The sequence below is a fragment of the Pseudomonas sp. HN2 genome (assembly GCF_020736465.1).
In the GTDB taxonomy this organism is placed as follows: Bacteria; Pseudomonadota; Gammaproteobacteria; order Pseudomonadales; family Pseudomonadaceae; genus Aquipseudomonas; species Aquipseudomonas moraviensis_A.
This window is the reverse complement of the sequence record NZ_CP085885.1, coordinates 5,437,745-5,457,388: the sequence shown is the minus strand read 5'-3', so window position 1 is coordinate 5,457,388 and position 19,644 is coordinate 5,437,745. Positions and strand designations below refer to the sequence as shown.

Here is a 19,644-nt window from a genome sequence, read left to right as displayed (position 1 = left end):
GTTCAACACAACAGCGGCGGTTCGCCACCTCTGTAACGATCAAAGATTTGCGGAGTACGTCATGGCCATCGCCGTTCCCCTGACCGAGGGCGCCAGCCCCACCTTGAAGCAGAAGCTCAAGCGCGCCGAGCGGGTCAACCGCTGGAAGGCCCAGGCGCTGATTGCGCCGCTGGTGCTGTTCCTGCTGCTGGTGTTTCTGGTGCCGATCGTGGCGCTGCTCTATAAAAGCGTCGGCAACCCGGAAGTGGTTGGCGGCATGCCGCGCACGGTCACTGCCATCGCCAGTTGGGACGGCCGCGGCCTGCCTGCCGAGCCGGTGTACAAGGCGGCCAGCGAAGACCTCGCCGAAGCACGCAAAAACCAGACACTGGGCGATCTGTCCAAGCGCTTGAACATGGAGTTGGCCGGCTATCGCAGCCTGCTGACCAAAACCGCCCGGGCGCTGCCGTTCGCCAGCGAACCGGCCTCCTATAAAGAAGCCCTGGAAGCGCTCGACGAGCGTTGGGGCGACCCGGCCTACTGGCAAGCGGTGAAACGCAACACCAGTAGCATCACTCCGTATTACCTGTTGGCGGCAGTCGATCACCGCATCGACGACCTGGGCGAACTGGCCCCGGCCACCCCGGATCAGGCGATCTACCTCGACATCTTCGCCCGTACCTTCTGGATGGGCCTGGTCATCACTGTGATCTGCCTGTTGCTCGCCTATCCACTGGCCTACCTGCTGGCGAACCTGCCTTCGCGGCAGAGCAACCTGTTGATGATTCTGGTGCTGCTGCCGTTCTGGACCTCGATTCTGGTGCGGGTCGCGGCGTGGATCGTGCTGCTGCAATCCGGCGGCCTGATCAACAGCGCGCTGCTGGCCATGGGCATCATCGATAAACCGCTGGAACTGGTGTTCAACCGCACCGGCGTGTACATCTCGATGGTGCACATCCTGCTGCCGTTCATGATTCTGCCGATCTACAGCGTGATGAAGGGCATCTCGCCAACCTACATGCGCGCGGCGATTTCTCTCGGCTGTCATCCGTTCGCCAGTTTCTGGCGCGTGTACTTCCCGCAGACCTACGCCGGTGTCGGCGCCGGCTGCCTGTTGGTGTTCATCCTCGCCATCGGCTACTACATTACGCCGGCGCTGCTCGGCAGCCCGAACGACCAAATGGTCAGCTACTTCGTCGCTTTCTACACCAACACCAGCATCAACTGGGGCATGGCCACCGCGCTCGGCGGTCTGCTGTTGCTGGCAACCGTGGTGCTTTATCTGATCTACAGCTGGCTGGTCGGCGCCAGTCGCCTGCGCCTGAGCTAAGGGGAATTTGCGATGCTGAGTCCTTACATGTCACCCATCGAACGGGTGTGGTTCTACAGCCTGCGGATCCTCTGCGGCCTGATCCTGTTGTTCCTGATCCTGCCGGTGCTGGTGATCGTGCCGCTGTCGTTCAACTCGGGAAGTTTCCTGGTCTATCCGCTGCAGGGTTTCTCGCTGCAGTGGTACCACGACTTCTTCGCCTCGGCGGAATGGATGCGTGCGCTGAAGAACAGCATCATCGTCGCCCCGGCCGCGACCGTGCTGGCGATGATCTTCGGCACCCTGGCGGCGATCGGCCTGACCCGGGGCGACTTCCCCGGCAAATCGCTGGTGATGGCGCTGGTGATTTCGCCGATGGTGGTGCCGGTGGTGATCATCGGTGTGGCGAGCTATCTGTTCTTCGCGCCGCTGGGGCTGGGCAACAGCTTCTTTTCGCTGATCGTGGTGCATGCGGTATTGGGTGTGCCGTTTGTGATCATCACCGTGTCGGCGACGTTGCAGGGCTTCAATCACAATCTGGTGCGCGCGGCGGCCAGCCTGGGGGCGTCGCCGCTCACCGCGTTCCGCCGTGTGACCTTGCCGCTGATTGCGCCCGGGGTGATTTCCGGGGCGCTGTTTGCCTTTGCGACATCGTTTGACGAAGTGGTGGTGACGCTGTTTCTCGCAGGTCCCGAGCAGGCGACGTTGCCACGGCAGATGTTCAGCGGGATTCGCGAGAACCTCAGCCCGACGATTGCGGCGGCGGCGACGTTGCTGATTGCCTTCTCCGTCATCCTGCTGCTGACCCTGGAATGGTTGCGCGGGCGTAGCGAGAAACTGCGCACCGCTCAGATCTAAAGATCAAAAGCCACCCCCTCACCCCAGCCCTCTCCCCCAAGGGGGCGAGGGGGAAGGGAGCAGATCTTCGTGGCTTTCGCGGCCGGAGTTCGACTCGGTAATTCAGGTCGATGTACTTCGAGAGTACAACTCGGTCAGTCCCCTCTCCCTCCGGGAGAGGGTTAGGGTGAGGGGCTCTTGATCTTTTACCGGTCAACCATTCACCACCTGAATAGCAGACAACCCCAAATCCCCAGCTAATCTTGTGCCCAGCTCCCACATCTATAAGAGGCTGCGCACCATGAGTCTGTCCCAGTTCAAAATCGCTCACAAACTGATCACCGGCGCCGCAGCCATCGAACAACTGGCGGCGGAGCTCACGCGCCTTGATGTCGACAACCCACTGATCGTTACCGACGCGGCGCTGGTCAAATCCGGCACCGTCGAGCTGGCGCTGGTGCAACTCGGCGGGCGCGACTACGAGATTTTCGACCGGGTGCTGCCCGACCCGGAAATCGCCATCGTCGAAGACTGCATGCGCGCCTACCGTGAGGGCGGGCATGACGGTTTGATCGGCCTCGGCGGTGGCAGCGCCATCGACATCGCCAAGAGCGTCGCCGCCTACGCCGGTTATCACGGCGCGCTGGAAGACCTGTTCGGCGTTGATCAGGTGCCGCGCAAGGGCCCGCCGCTGATCGCCATCCCGACTACCGCTGGCACCGGTTCCGAAGTCACCAACGTGGCGATCCTCTCCGACAAGGTCGCGCAGTTGAAGAAAGGCATTGTCAGCGACTATCTGTTGCCGGACGTGGCGCTGGTCAGTCCGCAAATGACCCTGACCTGTCCGCGCAGTGTCACCGCCGCCAGCGGCGTCGATGCACTGGTGCACGCCATCGAATCCTATCTGTCGGTGAATGCCTCGCCGATCACCGACTCCCTCGCCATTGGCGCGATCAAACTGATCGCCGGCGCCTTGCCCAAGGCCTACGCCAATGGCGCCAACCTGCAAGCGCGCGAAGATATGGCCACCGCCAGCCTGATGGCCGGCATGGCGTTCGGCAATGCCGGGGTCGGCGCGGTGCATGCGCTGGCGTATCCGCTGGGCGGGCGTTTCAATATTGCCCACGGCGTCAGCAACGCCTTGTTGCTGCCCTATGTGATGACCTGGAACAAAATGGCCTGCGTCGAACGCATGCAGGATATTGCCGAAGCCATGGGCGTGAAGACCGCTCATCTGAGTGCCAGCGAAGCAGCGGACAAAGCCGTGCAGGCCATGAGCGATTTGTGCGCGGCGGTGGAAATTCCTGCCGGGTTGCGCAGTTTCGGCGTGCCGGAAGAAGCGATCCCGGCCATGGCCGTAGAGGCCGCCGGCATTGAGCGACTGATGCGCAACAACCCGCGCCAACTCAGCGCCGGCGACATCGAGAAGATCTATCGCGCGGCCTACTGAGTTGCAGTCGCTTGGGGCTCATGGCGCAACCCAATCATCGCGGTCCCGGTGCGCGCGTGGAAACTTGAGGTATACAATGCGCGCCATCGTGATTTAGCTCAGCACAGGTGCGTCATGCAGCCCTTCGTAATTGCTCCGTCGATCCTCTCCGCCGACTTCGCCCGCCTCGGCGAGGAAGTGGACAACGTTCTCGCCGCCGGCGCCGACTTCGTCCATTTCGACGTCATGGACAACCACTACGTGCCGAACCTGACGATCGGTCCGATGGTTTGCGCAGCACTGCGCAAGTACGGCGTCACCGCGCCGATCGACGCGCACCTGATGGTCAGCCCGGTGGACCGCATCGTTGGCGACTTCATCGAAGCCGGCGCGACCTACATCACCTTCCACCCGGAAGCCACGCTGCACGTTGATCGCTCGTTGCAACTGATCCGTGAAGGCGGTTGCAAATCCGGCCTGGTGTTCAACCCGGCGACCCCGCTGGACGTGCTCAAGTACGTGATCGACAAGGTCGACATGGTCCTGCTGATGAGCGTCAACCCGGGCTTCGGCGGGCAGAAGTTCATTCCCGGCACCCTCGACAAACTGCGTGAAGCGCGGGCGATCATCGACGCTTCGGGGCGCGATATCCGTCTGGAAATCGACGGCGGCGTCAACGTCAACAACATCCGCGAAATCGCCGCCGCCGGCGCTGACACCTTTGTCGCCGGCTCGGCCATTTTCAATGCGCCGAACTATCAGGAAGTCATCGACAAGATGCGTTCCGAACTGGCACTGGCGCGCCCATGAGCGGTTTTGAGCAGCTGTTCCCGGGGCAATTGCCACGGTTGGTGATGTTCGATCTGGATGGCACGCTGATCGATTCGGTTCCCGACCTGGCAGCGGCGGTGGACACCATGCTGCTCTCCCTCGGTCGTCCGCCGGCGGGTATCGAGGCGGTGCGCGAATGGGTCGGCAATGGCGCGCCGGTGCTGGTGCGTCGGGCCTTGGCGGGTGGCATCGATCATTCGGCGGTGGATGACGCTGAAGCCGAGCGCGCATTGGAAATTTTCATGGAGGCGTACGGCGCCAGCCATGAGCTGACCGTGGTCTATCCCGGTGTGCGCGACACGCTCAAGTGGCTGCACAAGCAAGGCGTGGCCATGGCGCTGATCACCAACAAGCCCGAGCGGTTCGTCGCGCCGCTGCTCGATCAGATGAAGATCGGCCGCTACTTCAAGTGGATCATCGGTGGCGATACCCTGCCGCAGAAGAAGCCTGACCCGGCGGCGCTGTTTTTCGTGATGAAAATGGCCAACATTCCGGCCTCGCAATCGTTGTTCGTCGGCGACTCGCGCAGCGATGTGCAGGCGGCGAAAGCGGCGGGGGTCAAATGTGTGGCGCTCAGTTACGGCTACAACCATGGCCGGCCGATTGCCGAGGAATCGCCGGCACTGGTGATCGACGATTTGCGCAAACTAATTCCCGGTTGCCTGGATCTGGCCGGTGGGATAACGTTGCCCGACGCTGTTCAACCCCCTTCTGGAAACGCCATCGTGGTGGTCACCCGCAAACTCTGGATGAAAGTCATCAAGGCCCTGGCCCGCTGGCGTTGGCGCGCCTGACTGATTCTGGCCGGCCCTGCCGGCGTGTTTGCCTGACTGACTGATTGCACCTCACACCACGAGGCACCTTATGATTCGCGAAGAATTCCTGCGTCTGGCCGCTGACGGCTATAACCGCATCCCGCTGGCCTGCGAAACCCTGGCCGACTTCGACACGCCGCTGTCGATCTACCTGAAACTGGCTGACCAGCCCAACTCCTACCTGCTCGAATCGGTGCAGGGCGGCGAGAAGTGGGGCCGTTACTCGATCATCGGTCTGCCGTGCCGCACCGTGCTGCGGGTGCACGACCATCACATCAGCATCACCGTTGATGGCGTCGAGACTGAAAGCCACGATGTTGAAGATCCGCTGGCCTTCGTCGAAGCCTTCAAGGCGCGCTACAACGTGCCGACCATCGCCGGTCTGCCGCGTTTCAACGGTGGCCTGGTCGGTTACTTCGGTTACGACTGCGTGCGCTATGTCGAGAAGCGTCTGGGCAAGTGTCCGAACCCGGATCCGTTGGGCGTGCCGGACATTCTGCTGATGGTGTCCGACGCCGTCGTGGTGTTCGACAACCTGGCCGGCAAGATGCACGCGATTGTCCTTGCCGACCCTGCCCAGGCCGATGCCTTCGAGCAAGGCCAGGCGCGTTTGCAGGAGTTGCTCGAGCAACTGCGTCAGCCGATCACCCCGCGTCGTGGCCTGGATTTCAGCAAACAGCAATCGGCCGATCCGGTGTTCCGTTCGAGCTTCACTCAGGACGATTACGAAAAAGCCGTCGACACCATCAAGGAATACATCCTTGCCGGCGACTGCATGCAGGTCGTGCCGTCGCAGCGTATGTCGATCGACTTCAAGGCTGCGCCGATCGATCTGTACCGCGCCCTGCGGTGCTTCAACCCGACTCCGTATATGTACTTCTTCAACTTCGGCGATTTCCATGTCGTCGGCAGTTCGCCGGAAGTGCTGGTGCGCGTTGAAGACAACCTGATCACCGTGCGCCCGATTGCCGGCACGCGTCCACGCGGTGCGACTGAAGAAGCCGATGTGGCGCTGGAGCAGGATCTGCTCTCGGATGACAAGGAGATCGCCGAGCACTTGATGCTGATCGATCTGGGCCGCAACGACACCGGGCGCGTCTCGGAAATCGGTTCGGTGAAGCTCACCGAGAAAATGGTCATCGAGCGTTATTCCAACGTCATGCACATCGTCTCCAACGTCACCGGCCAGTTGAAGTCGGGCCTGACGGCCATGGACGCACTGCGGGCGATTCTGCCGGCGGGGACTTTGTCCGGCGCGCCGAAAATTCGCGCGATGGAAATCATCGACGAACTCGAGCCGGTCAAACGTGGGGTATATGGCGGCGCGGTCGGTTACTTTGCCTGGAACGGCAACATGGACACCGCCATTGCCATTCGTACCGCTGTGATCAAGAACGGCGAGCTGCATGTGCAGGCCGGTGGCGGCATCGTCGCCGACTCGGTGCCGGCGCTGGAGTGGGAAGAAACCCTGAACAAACGCCGCGCGATGTTCCGCGCCGTGGCCCTGGCCGAGCAGACCCCGGAAATTTGAGCCACCACCAAACCCTTGTAGGAGTGAGCCTGCTCGCGATAGCGGTGTGTCAGTCAGCAAATTTGTTGAATGTTGATTCGCTATCGCGAGCAGGCTCACTCCTACATCTGATCTGTGTACGGCAATAAAAAAGCGGCGCCTGTCAGGGCGCCGCTTTTTTTTGCATCCATCACTCAGAAATCCAGCACAACCCCGACATTCAGTCCCTGCTGTTTGAAGTCATCGTCCTTGCGCAACGTATACCCCCCACGCAGCGCCAGATCCGCCGTCAGCTTGTGACTGACGCCAAGGCTCAAGCGGTTCAGGTGACTTGCCGGTGTATAGCCTTCAAGGGTGAAGTCATTGGCCGGCAGGGTGTTGAGGGCGATGTTGACCTTCTGCACGTCATCTTCGTATTCACGCTCATGCGCGTATTCGCCGTACACCTGCGTTTGCGCGGTGAAGTTGTACTTGCCCTGAATGCCCAGACCCAGACGTTTCGAATCGCGGCTCTGGTCATCGAAGGTCAACGCCGTGGCGCGATTGCTCTTTTCCGAGTAACCGTCGACATCGACACTGGCGTAATCGGCGCTGACAAATGGCGACAGGTGCCATTGGCTGCCGGGTTGGGCAATGTCATAACCGAGGCGCGTGCTGAACGCCCACAGGCTGCCGTCGGTATCGCCTTTCTCCGCACCCTCGCTGGCGCCCAGGTCGAACTTGCGCTTGAGATTGTCGTAGTCGAGTTTGCCGCCGGTCAGCGCGGCGTCGGCCCACCAGCGATTCTGCTGGAACTGGGCGAACGCGGTGGCCATGTAGCTGTTGAGTTTGTAGTCGGAGTCGTTGTGGCCGGCCTCGAGATTCTGCCGGTACAAACCGGCCGCCACGCCCACGCGCCAGGCTTCGTTCAGGCGATAGCTGCCGCCGACGTTGAGGTTGTAACCGCTGCCATCGGCGCTGGCGCCGCTGCTCTGGCTGTCGACATCCAGATGCTGTCCGCCGGCCGAGACAATCGCACGCCATTGGCCGACCGCTTGCCAGTTCTCCCAGTCTGCCTGCCATTGGTTGCGCAATTCATCCTGATGCGCGCGCACAGTGCCGCGGGCCATTTCCGGCAACAGGCTCAGTTCCCACGGCGCTGCCAGTAGAGAGTAGGCGTAATCGGCGATGAGTTTCTGCCCGGATTCGGTCGGGTGCACGCCATCGTTGTAGATCAGCTTGGTCGGGTCCGGCGTGGCACTGTTGATCCCGTAGCGGGCGTTTTCCGGGCAGCCACTGCCACTGAAGCAGGTCGCGGTGAGGTTCTGGTCAGTGGCCAGACCGAAGCGCCCCGGGTCGGCGAAGACTTCCGAGAGCAGCACCGGAATGTTCAGCGGAATGACTTCGGCGTTGATGCCTTGCAGGCGCGTCACCAACTGGCTGTTGAACTGGTTGGCGAGGGTGCTGCTGAACGCTTGCAGCGGCGTGCCATTGATGGCAGGTGTCAGGCCCACGTCGGGCAGCAGCCAGACCATCACGTATTTGGCGCCGGCGCTCTGCAGACTCTGCACGCTGTCGGCCAGCCGATCGGCAGCGGCGTTGGCTTGGGGCAGGCTGAGAATGCGGCCCTGAAGGAAGTCGTTGCCGCCACCGGAAATGTAATACAGCGCATTCGGGTCGGCGCGAAAACCGTTCGACGGCAGGTAACCGGCGCGGGTGCGTTCGCCGGTGGCCGATTGGGTGGTGATCGAGTCGAGAATCTGGTCAGTGCGATAGCCGCCGACAGCCCAGTTGTTGCCGTCGGGCTGGCCGTTTGCCGCGCGCACCGCGGAGCTGGACGAGGCAGTCTGGTCGGCGGAAAAGCCCAGGCGACCGCCAAGCAACTGTGTGGAATTCAATGAATAAACTTCGCCGCTGCCATCCCGATATACCGGCCCGGTGCGGTTGGTGTAGCGCTCGGTGGAGCCCGCCGGGCCGCCCGTGTCGGCGAAGGTCCCGGCGTCGTTGAGGCTGTCGCCGAATACGATGAAGCTTGAATAAGGGTTGGGTGCTGCGTTGGCCTGGGCGCAGGCGAGTGCGAGCAAGCAGCCGGCCAGCGGTACAAACAACGTTTGTCTGATCATGAGCAAGTCCGTTTATTTATTGTTGTAGGTGAACGAAACGACAGTACCAAAAACGTTCGGCGTTTTGCCATCGGTCGCGAATCCTTCTGCCGTTTCATAACCCGCAGGCCCCGCCATATTGCACGCTCCGCCCAGCTAAGTTACTGTGCCGGAACGTATGAACGAGACCTTCCCCGTGTTGATCACCAGCAAACTTCTGGATCAAGTCATCAAGGCACACGCCCGCTGGCGTTGGCGCGCCTGAATCTTCTCTGCCGGCCCCGCCGGATCTGTATCGCTTTGCCTTCCTTGTCTGTTTGAAACGCCGCTGCTGGCGCTCTCTGCGCGTCTGACATCGCGCAGCGCCCTGCGGGCAAGTCATCTGAAGGCTGTCATCAAGTCAGAATTCAAGAGGTTCGAAACGCCATGTTGCTGATGATCGACAACTACGACTCCTTTACCTACAACGTTGTGCAATACCTCGGCGAGCTGGGTGCCGAAGTCAAAGTGGTGCGCAACGACGAACTGACCATCGCCGAAATCGAAGCGCTGAATCCCGAGCGCATCGTGGTTTCCCCCGGGCCGTGCACGCCCACCGAGGCGGGCGTTTCCATTGACGCGATCAAGCACTTCGCCGGCAAACTGCCGATCCTCGGCGTGTGCCTGGGCCACCAGTCCATCGGCCAGGCCTTCGGCGGTGATGTGGTGCGTGCCCGCCAGGTCATGCACGGTAAGACTAGCCCGGTATTCCACGAGGACAAGGGCGTGTTTGCCGGCCTCAATCATCCGCTCACCGTTACCCGCTATCACTCGCTGATCGTCAAGCACGAGAGCCTGCCCGATTGCCTGGAACTGACCGCGTGGACCCAATACGACGACGGCTCGGTCGACGAAATCATGGGCCTGCGTCACAAGACCCTGAACATCGAGGGCGTACAGTTCCACCCCGAGTCGATCCTCACCGAGCAGGGTCATGAACTGTTTGCCAATTTCCTCAAACAAACCGGCGGCACGCGCTAAGGACTTCCCATGAATATCAAGACAGCCCTGAGCCGTATCGTCGATCACCTCGACCTCAGTACCGATGAAATGCGCGATGTGATGCGCGAAATCATGACCGGCCAGTGCACCGAAGCGCAGATCGGCGCGTTCATGATGGCCATGCGCATGAAGAGCGAGAGCATCGACGAGATCGTCGGCGCCGTGTCGGTGATGCGTGAGCTGGCCGATCAGGTCGAGCTGAAAACCCTCGACGGCGTGGTCGATGTGGTCGGCACCGGCGGTGACGGTGCGAACATCTTCAACGTCTCGACCGCGTCTTCCTTTGTTGTTGCAGCGGCCGGTTGCACCGTGGCCAAGCACGGCAACCGCGCAGTCTCCGGCAAGAGCGGCAGCGCTGATCTGCTGGAGGCTGCCGGCATTTACCTGAACCTCACCCCGGTACAGGTCGCGCGCTGCATCGACAACGTCGGTATCGGTTTCATGTTTGCCCAGACTCACCACAAAGCGATGAAGTACGCCGCCGGCCCGCGCCGCGAACTCGGCCTGCGCACGCTGTTCAACATGCTCGGCCCGCTTACGAATCCGGCCGGTGTGAAACATCAAGTGGTAGGCGTGTTTACTCAGGCGCTGTGCCGGCCATTGGCCGAAGTCTTGCAGCGACTGGGCAGCAAACACGTGCTGGTGGTGCATTCGAAGGACGGTCTGGATGAATTCAGCCTCGCCGCGCCGACCTTTGTCGCCGAACTGAAAAACAACGAAATCACTGAGTATTGGGTCGAACCGGAAGACCTCGGCATGAAGAGCCAGAGTCTGCACGGCCTCTCGGTCGAGGGCCCGGAAGCATCGCTGGCGCTGATCCGCGATGCCCTCGGCAAGCGCAAAACCGAAAACGGCCAGAAAGCGGCCGAGATGATTGTGCTCAATGCCGGTGCGGCGCTGTATGCCGCCGACCTGGCAAGCAGTCTGAAACAAGGTGTGGAGCTGGCGCACGACGCGCTGCACACCGGCCTCGCTCGGGAAAAACTCGAGGAGCTGGGTGCCTTTACCGCGGTATTCAAAGTGGAGAATGAAGGATGAGTGTACCGACGGTTCTGGAAAACATTCTGGCGCGCAAGGTTGAGGAAGTCGCCGAGCGCAGCGCTCGGGTCAGCCTGAGCGAGCTGGAAGGTCTGGCCAAGGCGGCCGATGCACCCCGTGGTTTTGCCCAGGCATTGCTGGCGCAAGCGAAGAAGAAACAGCCGGCAGTGATTGCTGAAATCAAAAAGGCCTCGCCGAGCAAAGGCGTGATCCGCGAAGACTTCGTGCCGGCCGACATCGCCAAGAGCTACGAAAAGGGCGGGGCGACTTGCCTGTCGGTGCTGACCGACATCGATTACTTCCAGGGCGCCGATGCGTATCTGCAACAGGCACGCGCTGCGTGCAAGCTGCCGGTGATCCGCAAGGACTTCATGATCGATCCGTACCAGATCGTTGAAGCCCGCGCGCTTGGCGCCGATTGCGTGCTCCTGATCGTCTCCGCGCTCGACGACGTGAAAATGGCCGAACTGGCCGCCGTGGCCAAGGGCGTCGGTCTCGACGTCTTGGTGGAAGTGCACGACGGTGACGAACTGGAACGCGCGCTGAAGACCCTCGACACGCCGCTGGTTGGCGTCAACAACCGCAACCTGCACACCTTTGACGTTAGCCTGGAAACCACTCTCGACCTGCTGCCGCGCATCCCGCGCGATCGCCTGGTGATTACCGAGAGCGGCATCCTCAATCGGGCCGACGTCGAGCTGATGGAAATCAGCGATGTGTATTCGTTCCTGGTCGGCGAAGCGTTCATGCGCGCGGAAAACCCGGGCGTTGAATTGCAGCGCTTGTTCTTCCCGGAGCGGGGCGGTCCAGTCGTCAGCGGTTCGACCCTCGACTGACCGAGTCGCCCTCATTCGCGAGCAGGCTTCGCTCCCACAGGGAAATGCATTCCAGTGTGGGAGCGAGCCTGCTCGCGAAGAGGCCCTGAATTCCGCTAAAGAGATTCAATCTGCCGGAGCCCCCCCATGTCGCTGCCAACCCCCCTGACCATCGAATCCGGCCTGCAAGCCGAACAGGACTTGTTGGCCTCGGTCTGCGCCGGCGACGCCGAATTCGGTCTGCTGTTCTGGCAACCCACCGACCGCGCGCTGGTCATGCCGCGCCGCCTCAACCGTCTCCCGCAATTCGACCACGCGTGCGAAGTCTCCGCTGCCGCCGGCTGGCCGGTGCTGCTGCGAGAAACCGGCGGCGAGCCGGTGCCGCAATCTGCTGCGACCATCAACATTGCTTTGGTCTATGCCCCGCCTCGCAGCGAAGGCGACTTGAACCGCATCGAAACCGGCTATCGTCGCCTGTGCGATCCGATCTGTCAGTTGCTGGATGAGTTGGGTGGTACATCGTCGGTGGGGGAAATCGACGGTGCATTCTGCGATGGCCGCTTCAACGTCAATCTCGACGGCCGCAAGATGGTCGGCACCGCCCAGCGCTGGCGTCAGAGCCAGGGCGGACAACGTCCGGTGGGTCTGGTGCACGGGGCGATGCTGATGGATGACGAGCGCGAGTCGATGGTCGCCGCGGTCAATCGCTTCAATGAAGCCTGCGGGCTGGAGCAACGGGTGAGGGCGCAAAGCCATATCGCCTTGCATGAGAAATTCAACGCGCCACAAGCGCTGGCGCGTCTCGATGAGCTGTTTCGTTTGATGCTGGCGCAGATCTACAGCGCCTGATTTGCAGGCTTAGCGTGTCCCGAAGACCACCATGGTCTTGCCCTTCACGTCGACCAGGTTGCGTTCTTCAAGATCCTTGAGCACGCGGCCGACCATCTCTCGCGAACAACCGACGATCCGACCGATTTCCTGGCGGGTGACTTTGATCTGCATGCCATCCGGGTGCGTCATGGCGTCCGGCTGTTTGCACAGTTCCAGCAGGCACCGAGCGACTCGACCGGTGACGTCGAAAAACGCCAGGTCGCCGACTTTGCGCGTGGTGTTGCGCAGGCGTTGTGCGATTTGTCCGCTGAGTGCGTAAAGAATGTCTGGGTCCTGCTGCGACAGTTCGCGGAACTTGGCGTAACTGATCTCCGCGGTTTCGCACTCGACCTTGGCTCGCACCCAGGCGCTGCGTTCCTGTTCGTGGCCGGCTTGTTCGAACAGGCCCAGTTCGCCGAAGAAATCCCCGGCGTTCAGGTACGCGATGATCATCTCGCGACCATCGTCGTCTTCGATGAGGATAGTGACCGAGCCCTTGATGATGAAGTACAGCGTGTCCGAGCGATCGCCGGCGCAGATGATGTTGCTCTTTGCCGCATGACGCCGGCGCTGGCAATGCATCAGCAGCTTGTCGATGTTCTTGATTTTGGGTGTGGGGGTAATAGCAACCATGGTTGTATCCCGAAAAGACTGCACGGTGATGTTTGAGTTTTTATGAGGCGCTGAAGGCGGTCGCTACAGGGCTGACGAATGGGCGCCAGCGAATTGGCGCCAGCTTACCAGACACTTCGTCGAAAATTCGAGAAATTACCTACAACCAGACAGCATCCGTCCTAGGACGTCGCTCCTGCCGGGACAAAGCCCTGTGCTAAGCTGGCGACCCTTTTTTTACAGTGGAGTCTGGGCGATGAAGGCACGCATCCAATGGGCTGGCGAAGCCATGTTCCTCGGCGAATCGGGCAGCGGTCATGTCGTGGTGATGGACGGTCCGCCGGACGCCGGTGGCCGTAACCTCGGGGTTCGCCCGATGGAGATGCTCTTGCTGGGTGTCGGCGGGTGCAGCAACTTCGACGTGGTCAGCATCCTGAAGAAGTCGCGACAGGCCGTTGAAAGCTGCGAAGCCTTCCTCGACGCCGAGCGCGCGACTGAAGATCCCAAGGTCTTTACCAAGATCCACATGCACTTCGTAGTCAAGGGCCGGGGCCTGAAAGAAGCCCAGGTCAAGCGCGCCATCGAGCTGTCGGCCGAGAAGTATTGCTCCGCGTCGATCATGCTCGGCGCGGCTGGGGTGGCGATTACCCACGACTATGAAATCGTTGAACTCGGTTGAACCGACATTCAACTATCATAAAAGCAGTGCAGACTCTGGCGATCCCCTGCTGACGTCTGCATAATGCGCCACTTTTTTCAGGGCAGTGATCGGTCAGCCGACAGGTCATCCGCCTGAACAGATAACCAAAATCGCCATCGCGAAGAGGTGTTAACCGTCCTACGCAGGTGCGTTGTTCGCACTTGACGGGCATGCTTGATCACGCGGCCGCGCCGCATACATAGAGAGTTTTTAACGGTGAAAAGCAAACTCAAGCTCCACGGGTTCAATAACCTGACAAAGACCTTGAGCTTCAACATCTATGACATCTGCTACGCGGAAACCCCGCAAGACCAGCAGGCTTACGTCGAGTACATCAATCAAGAGTACAACGCGAAACGCCTGACGCAGATTCTCACAGAAGTTGTCGAGATCATTGGTGCCAACATCCTGAACATCGCCAGTCAGGACTATGAACCCCAGGGCGCCAGCGTCACGATTCTGATTTCGGAAGAGCCGGTAACCCCGACTGACAGCCAGATCGAAGAATCGCCGGGCCCGTTGCCCGAAATCATTCTGGCCCACCTCGACAAGAGCCACATCACGGTACACACCTACCCGGAAATCCATCCGGACGATGGTATTGCGACCTTCCGTGTGGATATCGACGTGTCGACCTGTGGTGTCATTTCACCGCTCAAAGCGCTCAACTTCCTCATTCACCAGTTCGATTCGGACATCGTGACCGTGGATTACCGTGTGCGCGGCTTCACCCGTGACGTTGAAGGCAACAAGCACTTCATCGACCACGAAATCAACTCGATCCAGAACTACCTCTCCGAAGACACCCGCGACGCGTACCAGATGACCGACGTGAACGTGTACCAGGAAAACCTGTTCCACACCAAGATGCTGTTGAAGAACTTCGAACTGGACAACTACCTGTTCGGCGACGCCACCAGCAATCTTTCGCCCGAGCAACGTGCCCAGGTGACCGACCGTGTGAAACACGAAATGCTGGAAATCTTCTACGCGCGAAACATGCCGACCTAAGATTCCCGGACACAAAAAAGGCGACTCCCTCACGGCAGTCGCCTTTTTTATTGCTGCAATACGGAGCCCTGTAAGGGTGAGTCTGCTCGCGATGAGGCCATCAGCATCGACCCAGATCTCAAATCCGATAGGTACTCTTGGTCATCACTTTCGCCAACAGGCTCATCCCGAACTTCACCGGCGCCGGAAAACGAAACCCGCCCGCATCCAAAGCACTTTCCGCGTGATGTTGTTCATCGATGCGCATCTGCTCGAGAATCGCCCGGGACTTCTCGTCCTCGGCCGGCAATTGCTCCAGATGCTCATTCAGGTGCTTGCACACCTGATGCTCGGTCGCCGCGACGAAACCAAGACTGACCTTGTCGCTGATCAGTCCGGCGACCGCGCCGATGCCGAACGACATGCCGTAAAACAGTGGATTCAGCACGCTGGTGTGGCTACCCAGTTGGTGAATGCGCTGCTCGCACCAGACCAGATGATCGATCTCTTCTTCCGCCGCGTGCTCCATGGCTTGGCGTACTTGCGGCAACTTGGCGGTCAGTGCTTGGCCCTGGTACAGCGCCTGGGCGCAGACTTCACCGGTGTGGTTGATGCGCATCAGGCCGGCGACGTGGCGGGTGTCTTCGTCGCTCATCTGCGTGTCCGGCTGCAGAATCGCTGGCGATGGACGGTACGGCTGGCCACTGAAGGGCAACAGCGTGCGCATCGCGGCATCGGCTTGCAGCAGAAGACGGTCTATGGGCGAGTAGTGACGTTGGGTAGTCATGCTGACCTCCGGGAAGAATCTCGGCGGCCAGTTTAACCGAATCGGCCGGCGAGGGTTTGCGCTGGGTCATTGGCTGCTGATTTTGCTCTTTGTGGGAGCGAGCCTGCTCGCGAAAGCGGATTATCGGATACTGAAGTGTTGAATGTATCGACGCCTTCGCGAGCAGGCTCGCTCCCACAGTCGGTTGTCGCCAATCAGCCCGGCGGCCAGTTCATCTGACGCTGCCCCAGCACGTGCATATGAATGTGATAGACAGTCTGCCCGCCAAGTTCATTGCAGTTCATCACCACGCGAAAGCCCTCTTCGCAACCCAGTTCCAGCGCCAGACGCTGCGCAGTGAACAGGATGTGCCCGGCCAGCGCCTTGTCGTCTTCGGTCAGGTCATTGAGCGTGCGCACCGGTTTTTTCGGGATTACCAGAAAGTGCACCGGAGCTTGTGGGGCGATGTCGTGGAAGGCCAGAACCTGGTCGTCCTCGTAAATGATATTGGCCGGGATTTCCCGGTTGATGATCTTGGTGAACAGAGTATCCACTGCTGTTTCTCCGTTGAGTTGGGCTGAATCGAGTGTACCGCTTCGAAGTCGTCTTCCTAGCGGGGGCAGTAAGCTTTGTTGACCATGCCGACAATCGTCCGGTTAAGCCAGCGCGAACCCAGCCGCGGCAGGAACGCCAGCCAGCGGTTGCGTCGTCCCGGAATGATGATTGCGCGATTTTTATCCAGTGCACGCACGGCATGCAGCGCGACCTCTTCCGGACTCATCAGCGAGTTGCTGCTTTCGATCTTTTCGCTGCTCATTTGTGCGGTACGGAAGAACGGCGTACGTGTCGGGCCAGGGCACAGCACCGAGACTTTCACGCCGCTTTGTTTGAGCTCGACGCGCAGGGCTTCGGAAAAGTGCAGCACGTAGGCTTTGCTGGCGTAGTAAGTGCTCATCCATGGGCCGGGGCTGTAAGCGGCCACCGAGGCGACGTTCAGAATCTGCCCGCCACCCAGTAGCGCCATGCTGTTGCCGACCGCATGGCAAAGGCGAGTGAGGGCCAGGATGTTGACCTCGATGAGGTCCTGTTCGGTCATCCAGTCCTGCGCGAGAAACGGGCCGCACGTGCCGATACCGGCGCAGTTGACCAGCAGATCGATCTGCCGGTCACCTTCTTCGAGCTCCAGCAAAAAGCCGGACAGGCGCAACGGTTCGCCGAGGTCGCAGGCACGAAACAACACTTCGACATCGAAGCGCTGGGTCAGCTCGATGGCGATGCTTTCCAGCTGATCACGCTGTCGTGCCACCAGAATCAGGCTGCGGCCACGCCGGGCCAGCGCTTCGGCCATGGCCAGGCCGATGCCGCTGGAGGCGCCAGTGATCAGAGCGTAACGGGTCATGCAGTTCTCCATCGCAACAGCTCCGCGCCGGCGACGCGGTTGTCACGGCGAGGAGCGCTGTTCATTCTTGCACAGAGTCTACAGGGGCCTGCGCCGGTTCGGCTGCCTCGTCGGCGGAAATCGCTGGCGGTTCGACGACCTCAACTTCGTCGGTGGTCACCGAGCCGCTGTCATAACTGCTTTCCAGATTGCTTTCGTACTCCTCTTGCACAGCGGAGAAGCCACCGAGGAGGCCGCCGGCAAAAATCAGCGCGAAGAACACGATCCACAATGAGCACAGCACTTTGACCGCTGTGCTGTTGGGCGGCGGCGGCGGGCCATAGCGGTTGGCGCCGGTATTGCCGGGGACGACCATGATCACCAGTGGGAAGAAGCTGCCCACGAACGGCACCAGATTCAGCAACCACAGCCAGCCTGACCAGCCGATATCGTGCAGGCGCTGAACGCTGAACAGAATGCTGACGATCATGAAGCCAATAAACAGGAAGACGGCCAGAATCCCGCCGAAAATCAGGCCGGTTGTCGAGTCGCCGCTGACCAGTCCCAACGCAATCAAGGCGAACACGCCGACGATGGGCAGGGCCACCAGACTCAAGACCATGGTCCAGGCCAGAAAGCGCAGGCGACCGATCCGGCCTTCGACACTGAATGGCTTGAGCGTGGCGAACGCTGGCAGGCTTTCTCCGACGTTCGCGCGTGGCGGGGCGTAGGGCGAGTCCGGTTCGGCCACCGCTGCAGGGTTATCGTGGACATCTGCCAGACTCAGCTCAATGGCAGTTTCCGCTTCGATCCGCGCATCGATCCCGGTTTTGCTCAACGCTTGCAGATACGTCTGGGCATCGCTGTGGGATAAATCCCGTTTGAGGGCGACGGCGCGGCCACTGAACAGGCGCTCGATGGCGGCCACATCGCTTTTGAACAGATCCGCCAGATTCAGTTTGGCAGTAGTGAGGTCGACGCCGGGTTGCAGCGCGCCGTCGAAGACGATCTTGTAACGGGGTTCGCTCATGGCCGAGGCATCCTTGTCGCGATTGGGTTTGCAGGTATCAAGTCGAGGCCAGCCTGATAGTGACTGGCCGGGTATCTCTCAGCGCGGCCAGCGTTGTGGCAGCTGTGCAGCGCGCGTTTGGGCTTGACGATATTCCGCGTCCAGCCGCGCAATCAACTGGTCCACGCTTGGCAGATCGTCAATCTGGCCAACACCCTGGCCCGCCGACCACACGGTCTTCCAGGCTTTGGCCTCATCATTGATGGGCTTGAGCTTGTCGCCGAAATTCACCTCGCCCTTGCCTTGTAGCGCTGCCATGTCGAAACCGGCCGCTTCCAGGCTCTGGCGCATGAAGCTGGCCGGCACTCCCGACACCGCTGGAGTATGAATGATGTCGGCAGCCTTGGCTGTCAGCAGCATGTCTTTGTAGGCGTCAGGCGCGTGACTTTCGGTGGTGCCGATAAATCGCGTACCGAAGTAGGCCAAATCCGCGCCGAGCAGCTGCGCGGCGAGAATCTCATGGCCGTGGTTCAAACATCCTGCAAGCAACAGCGTCTTGTCGAAAAACTCGCGGATTTCGGCAATCAGCGCAAACGGACTCCAGGTGCCGGCATGCCCACCGGCACCGGCTGCGACGGCAATCAGTCCGTCGACCCCGGCTTCAGCGGCTTTCTCGGCATGGCGCCGCGTGGTCACGTCGTGAAACACCAGGCCGCCATAGCTGTGCACCGCGTCGACCAGTTCCTTCACCGCGCCGAGGCTGGTGATGACAATCGGTACCTTGTGCTCGACGCAGATGTCCAGATCCGCCTGCAGGCGCGGGTTGCTGTGGTGAACAATCAGGTTCACGGCATAAGGGGCCGGATTATCCAGCGTCGCCAAGCCCGCCTCGATCTGTTCCAGCCAGGCCTTGAATCCGCTGCTCTCGCGCTGGTTCAGCGCCGGAAAGCTGCCGACCACGCCGTTGCGGCAGCAGGCGAGCACCAGCTCCGGATTGGAAATCAGAAACATCGGCGCCGCCACCACGGGCAGACGCAGGCGTTGTTCGAGCAGAGCGGGCAGCGACATTGAGAACACCCCGAAGATCTGTATTGATTGAAGTTAGAACGGCTTGACCACGACCAGAATTACGATAGCCAGCAATATCAGAACCGGCACTTCATTGAACCAGCGATAAAAGACATGGCTGCGGGTGTTTTCGCCACGGGCAAAACGTTTTACCTGCGCGCCGCACATGTGGTGGTAGCCGATCAGCAATACGACCAGGGTCAGCTTGGCGTGGATCCAGCCGCCCTGGCTGAAGAGTGACGGGTTGAGGTAGATCAGCCAGCCACCGAAGATCAGCGTGGCGATCATCGCCGGCCCCATGATGCCGCGATACAGCTTGCGCTCCATGACGCTGAAGCGTTCCTGGCTGATCGTGTCTGCGCTTTGTGCGTGGTAAACGAACAGGCGCGGCAAGTAGAACAGCCCGGCAAACCAGCAGACGACGCTGACGATGTGAAACGCTTTAAGCCATAGATAGAGCATTTTTGGTTATTCCCTCATTCACGGTAGCCAGATAGTAGAGGCTTGAGCGCCCGCGCGTCACCTTGGCGGTTGTCGCAGGCGCGCGCGGCCCCTATTATCGACGG

20 protein-coding genes are annotated in these 19,644 nt (G+C 60.6%); 12 read left to right on the top strand and 8 right to left on the bottom strand.

Annotated elements, in window-relative coordinates; genetic code table 11:
* The first annotated feature begins 61 nt into the window (after positions 1–61).
* From LIS66_RS24315 to trpE, 6 genes are all read left to right on the top strand, one after another.
* Positions 62–1,309: an ABC transporter permease gene (locus LIS66_RS24315; protein WP_227973182.1), complete on the top strand. Its 1,248-nt coding sequence runs from the start codon at positions 62–64 to the stop codon at positions 1,307–1,309.
* 12 nt (positions 1,310–1,321) lie between these two features.
* Positions 1,322–2,146: an ABC transporter permease gene (locus LIS66_RS24310; protein WP_042610426.1), complete on the top strand. Its 825-nt coding sequence runs from the start codon at positions 1,322–1,324 to the stop codon at positions 2,144–2,146.
* Between the two features lie 280 nt (positions 2,147–2,426).
* Positions 2,427–3,575, top strand: coding sequence for an iron-containing alcohol dehydrogenase (locus tag LIS66_RS24305; RefSeq protein WP_083353687.1), 1,149 nt, complete (start codon positions 2,427–2,429; stop codon positions 3,573–3,575).
* Positions 3,576–3,689: 114 nt separating this feature from the next.
* Positions 3,690–4,364 (top strand): ribulose-phosphate 3-epimerase, encoded by a 675-nt coding sequence (rpe, locus tag LIS66_RS24300; RefSeq protein ID WP_007918813.1) that lies wholly within the window; start codon positions 3,690–3,692, stop codon positions 4,362–4,364.
* The gene (locus tag LIS66_RS24295) at positions 4,361–5,179 is read left to right on the top strand and encodes a phosphoglycolate phosphatase (RefSeq protein WP_041476686.1); all 819 of its coding nucleotides are present in this window, start codon (positions 4,361–4,363) and stop codon (positions 5,177–5,179) included. Before rpe ends, LIS66_RS24295 begins: the two co-directional genes overlap by 4 nt.
* 70 nt (positions 5,180–5,249) lie before the next feature.
* Positions 5,250–6,731, top strand: coding sequence for an anthranilate synthase component I (gene trpE / locus LIS66_RS24290; RefSeq protein ID WP_227973181.1), 1,482 nt, complete (start codon positions 5,250–5,252; stop codon positions 6,729–6,731).
* Positions 6,732–6,904: 173 nt separating this feature from the next.
* On the opposite strand, the gene estP is transcribed toward trpE, so the two are convergent.
* Positions 6,905–8,812, bottom strand: a complete 1,908-nt coding sequence (gene estP / locus LIS66_RS24285) for an esterase EstP (RefSeq protein ID WP_227973180.1) — start codon at positions 8,810–8,812, stop codon at positions 6,905–6,907.
* A 405-nt stretch (positions 8,813–9,217) separates the two neighbouring features.
* On the opposite strand from estP, the gene LIS66_RS24280 reads away from it, so the two are divergent.
* The 4 genes from LIS66_RS24280 to LIS66_RS24265 all read left to right on the top strand — a co-directional run bounded on the left by LIS66_RS24280 (position 9,218) and on the right by LIS66_RS24265 (position 12,534).
* On the top strand, positions 9,218–9,811 hold the full coding sequence (locus LIS66_RS24280) for an aminodeoxychorismate/anthranilate synthase component II (RefSeq protein WP_227973179.1): 594 nt from the start codon (positions 9,218–9,220) through the stop codon (positions 9,809–9,811).
* A gap of 9 nt (positions 9,812–9,820) precedes the next feature.
* Positions 9,821–10,870 carry an anthranilate phosphoribosyltransferase gene (trpD, locus tag LIS66_RS24275; protein WP_064365388.1) on the top strand — a complete coding sequence of 350 codons (1,050 nt, stop codon included), beginning with the start codon at positions 9,821–9,823 and terminating at the stop codon, positions 10,868–10,870.
* Positions 10,867–11,706, top strand: a complete 840-nt coding sequence (gene trpC / locus LIS66_RS24270) for an indole-3-glycerol phosphate synthase TrpC (protein ID WP_064365387.1) — start codon at positions 10,867–10,869, stop codon at positions 11,704–11,706. The genes trpD and trpC overlap by 4 nt, the downstream gene beginning before the upstream one ends.
* Before the next feature lie 126 nt (positions 11,707–11,832).
* Positions 11,833–12,534 carry a lipoate--protein ligase family protein gene (locus LIS66_RS24265; RefSeq protein ID WP_227973178.1) on the top strand — a complete coding sequence of 234 codons (702 nt, stop codon included), beginning with the start codon at positions 11,833–11,835 and terminating at the stop codon, positions 12,532–12,534.
* A 9-nt stretch (positions 12,535–12,543) separates the two neighbouring features.
* Here LIS66_RS24265 and crp read toward each other — a convergent pair whose 3' ends face one another.
* Complete coding sequence (gene crp / locus LIS66_RS24260; RefSeq protein WP_042610435.1) at positions 12,544–13,188, bottom strand: cAMP-activated global transcriptional regulator CRP; 645 nt, start codon at positions 13,186–13,188, stop codon at positions 12,544–12,546.
* 235 nt (positions 13,189–13,423) lie between these two features.
* Between crp and LIS66_RS24255 the strand changes: the two genes are divergently transcribed.
* Both LIS66_RS24255 and speD read left to right on the top strand, forming a co-directional pair.
* Positions 13,424–13,846: an OsmC family protein gene (locus LIS66_RS24255; protein ID WP_016772921.1), complete on the top strand. Its 423-nt coding sequence runs from the start codon at positions 13,424–13,426 to the stop codon at positions 13,844–13,846.
* Between the two features lie 237 nt (positions 13,847–14,083).
* Positions 14,084–14,878, top strand: coding sequence for an adenosylmethionine decarboxylase (gene speD / locus LIS66_RS24250; RefSeq protein ID WP_024014530.1), 795 nt, complete (start codon positions 14,084–14,086; stop codon positions 14,876–14,878).
* A gap of 118 nt (positions 14,879–14,996) precedes the next feature.
* On the opposite strand, the gene coq7 is transcribed toward speD, so the two are convergent.
* The 6 genes from coq7 to hemJ all read right to left on the bottom strand — a co-directional run bounded on the left by coq7 (position 14,997) and on the right by hemJ (position 19,540).
* A complete protein-coding gene (gene coq7, locus LIS66_RS24245; RefSeq protein ID WP_065616568.1) occupies positions 14,997–15,644 on the bottom strand; it encodes a 2-polyprenyl-3-methyl-6-methoxy-1,4-benzoquinone monooxygenase in 648 nt (215 codons plus the stop codon).
* Between the two features lie 194 nt (positions 15,645–15,838).
* Positions 15,839–16,177 (bottom strand): histidine triad nucleotide-binding protein, encoded by a 339-nt coding sequence (locus tag LIS66_RS24240; protein ID WP_016772924.1) that lies wholly within the window; start codon positions 16,175–16,177, stop codon positions 15,839–15,841.
* Between the two features lie 56 nt (positions 16,178–16,233).
* Positions 16,234–17,022, bottom strand: coding sequence for an SDR family NAD(P)-dependent oxidoreductase (locus LIS66_RS24235; RefSeq protein ID WP_042610440.1), 789 nt, complete (start codon positions 17,020–17,022; stop codon positions 16,234–16,236).
* A 61-nt stretch (positions 17,023–17,083) separates the two neighbouring features.
* Entirely contained in the window at positions 17,084–18,031 is a 948-nt protein-coding gene (locus LIS66_RS24230) for a DUF805 domain-containing protein (RefSeq protein WP_227973177.1), read from the bottom strand.
* A 78-nt stretch (positions 18,032–18,109) separates the two neighbouring features.
* The gene (locus tag LIS66_RS24225) at positions 18,110–19,078 is read right to left on the bottom strand and encodes an NAD(P)H-dependent flavin oxidoreductase (RefSeq protein ID WP_065616570.1); all 969 of its coding nucleotides are present in this window, start codon (positions 19,076–19,078) and stop codon (positions 18,110–18,112) included.
* Between the two features lie 33 nt (positions 19,079–19,111).
* Positions 19,112–19,540 (bottom strand): protoporphyrinogen oxidase HemJ, encoded by a 429-nt coding sequence (gene hemJ / locus LIS66_RS24220; RefSeq protein ID WP_039757756.1) that lies wholly within the window; start codon positions 19,538–19,540, stop codon positions 19,112–19,114.
* Between the last annotated feature and the right edge of the window lie 104 nt (positions 19,541–19,644).